This is a genomic window from Klebsiella sp. MS 92-3 (assembly GCF_000195655.1).
In the GTDB taxonomy this organism is placed as follows: Bacteria; Pseudomonadota; Gammaproteobacteria; order Enterobacterales; family Enterobacteriaceae; genus Klebsiella; species Klebsiella pneumoniae.
The window spans coordinates 65,144-67,274 of sequence record NZ_GL882847.1 but is presented as its reverse complement, the minus strand read 5'-3'; the positions used below and the strand labels follow the sequence as shown (position 1 = coordinate 67,274).

General features: G+C 61.7%; 2 protein-coding genes and 1 pseudogene. 2 read left to right on the top strand and 1 reads right to left on the bottom strand.

The window, feature by feature from the left end:
* Positions 1–51: 51 nt before the first annotated feature.
* The gene (locus HMPREF9538_RS05735) at positions 52–522 is read left to right on the top strand and encodes a YlaC family protein (RefSeq protein ID WP_002892026.1); all 471 of its coding nucleotides are present in this window, start codon (positions 52–54) and stop codon (positions 520–522) included.
* Here HMPREF9538_RS05735 and HMPREF9538_RS05740 read toward each other — a convergent pair.
* Positions 497–1,947: pseudogene (locus HMPREF9538_RS05740) on the bottom strand (PLP-dependent aminotransferase family protein). The gene HMPREF9538_RS05735 and the pseudogene HMPREF9538_RS05740 overlap by 26 nt on opposite strands.
* Before the next feature lie 100 nt (positions 1,948–2,047).
* On the opposite strand from HMPREF9538_RS05740, the gene HMPREF9538_RS33415 reads away from it, so the two are divergent.
* Positions 2,048–2,131 (top strand): hypothetical protein (locus HMPREF9538_RS33415; protein ID WP_416352774.1); only part of this gene is annotated, 84 nt, incomplete at its 3' end.

Below are 2,131 nucleotides of genomic sequence, written 5' to 3'. Positions count from 1 at the left end.
GCGCCTGGTCCGCCGGGCGCGGCAGGCTCATTGCAGAATTCGAGGACCAAGATGACAGAAATACAACGCCTGCTGATTCACACCATTGACGAACTCAACGTCCAGGAAAAACGCGATAATCGCCCGCGTTTTAGCATCAGTTTTATCCGCAACCATCCGGGACTGTTTGTTGCCATGTATGCCGCGTTTCTGGCGACGCTGGTGGTCATGCTGCGCTCTGAAACGCTGGTAGACTCGGTCTGGTTGCTGGTGGTGCTGTTCATTCTGTTCAACGCCTTTTTCTTCTTTGACGTCTATCCACGCTATCGCTACGAGGATATCGATGTCCTCGACTTTCGCGTGTGCTACAACGGGGAATGGTACAACACCCGCTTTGTCCCCCGGCAGCTGATCGACCGTATCCTGCAGTCGCCAGACGTCGATAGCGAGCAGAAGGCGCAGCTCAAAAAGATGGTCGCCACCAAAGGCGAGCTCTCCTTCTACGATGTCTTTACCCTCACGCGCGCCGGTGCTGCGCAATAAGGCGATTTAGGGTCCGCAGCGCCGGGAGATAGCGAGAAGCAGAGGTATTGCCATACCCAAGCACCAGTCCGCTCCGCGCTCGCTGCGGGTCGAGATAGAAATGACTTAACGCGGCGGGCGCCAGCTGAAACTGGCGCGCCTGCTGCGCAAGCGTCCGGTCATTAACGCCCTCCATCGCCACCGTCAGGTGCATCCCCCCTCCCCCGCCGAGAACGTCGCACGGCACGGTTATCTCTTGCGCCAGCGCCTCGCGCAGCTGTTGCTGACGTTTACGGTACAGGCGGCGCATCGCTGCCAGATGGCGCGCATAGTGTCCCTTCTCGATAAAGCTGGCCAGCGCCCGCTGTTCAGCACGGTGTCCCCCGCGCAGCAGCGCGCCAATGGCGTCCTGAGCAGCATCCGCCAGCGCGGGCGGCATAACCATAAAACCGATACGCAACGCCGGAAACAGCGTTTTGCTGAAGGTGCCGAGATAGACCACCGGGGCATCAGGCACCATTCCCAGCATCGCCGGGATCGGTTCTCCGCTATGGCGAAACTCGCTGTCGTAGTCATCCTCCACAATCCACGCCCCGTGCCGGCGGGCATATTCCACGAGCGCCAGACGGCGCCCGGCGCTCATGATGCTCCCACAGGGATACTGGTGTGAAGGAGAGGTGAAAATGAGCCGGGGCGGCTCCGCGGCGCCGTTGGCAATACACATCCCTTCATCGTCGACAGCCATTCCTCTGACCCGCAGTCCCGCCCGCTGAAAGCCACTCCTCGCCCCCAGGTACCCCGGTTCTTCCAGCCACACGCTGTCGCCCGGGTTGGTCAGTAGCGAGGCGCATAAGTTGACTCCTTCCAGCGCGCCTTCGGTGATGACGATCTGCCGGATATCGCACCGGATGCCCCGGGAGAGCGCCAGATGACGAGCGATAGCCTCTCGCAGCAAAGGATCGCCCGCGGCTTCGCCATAACCCAGCAGCGCGCTACCATCTTCGCGTAGCACGTTATCCATCAGTCGCCGCCACAGCGGCAGCGGGAAATAGTTTACCGCCGGCATGCCTGGAGTAAATGCCAGCGTCGGTGAGTCGCGGCGCATCGCGGCTGGCAGCCTTTGCAGCCGCTCAGGCAGCACGACGGGCGGCATCTGACCCGCCTCCTGGCGGCAGGAGGCGAGTGGTGCCACCTGCGTTCCCTGACGGCTCCGTGTCAGGTACCCCTCCAGCGCCAGCTGTTCCAGTGCCGCATTGACCGTATTCCGCGACAGGTGTAGCCGTTCGGCCATCACCCGCGATCCGGGTAAACGGCAGCGGGCCGTCAGGGTTCCCTGCAGGATAGCGTCACGTAAGGTGTGGTAAAGGGCGCGCTGTAAGGTTTCGACCGTGCGGTTCCGCATCCCCTGCGTCAACAGCGTAAAAACCCCTCGTCCGGTATATTCATATTGCCTCCTCGTGGCCCCATAAAAACATACTCTAATGGCACTTTTTATGGAACCAGCGAGCGCGTACGCTGCCTGTAAATCCCCAATAAGGAAACCGCAATGTGCGAATATAATCAGTTTGGCCAGGCGCTCGGCGGCGCCCCGGCCCGCCTGGCGCCCCCGCCCCCCCCCGCCCCCCCCCGC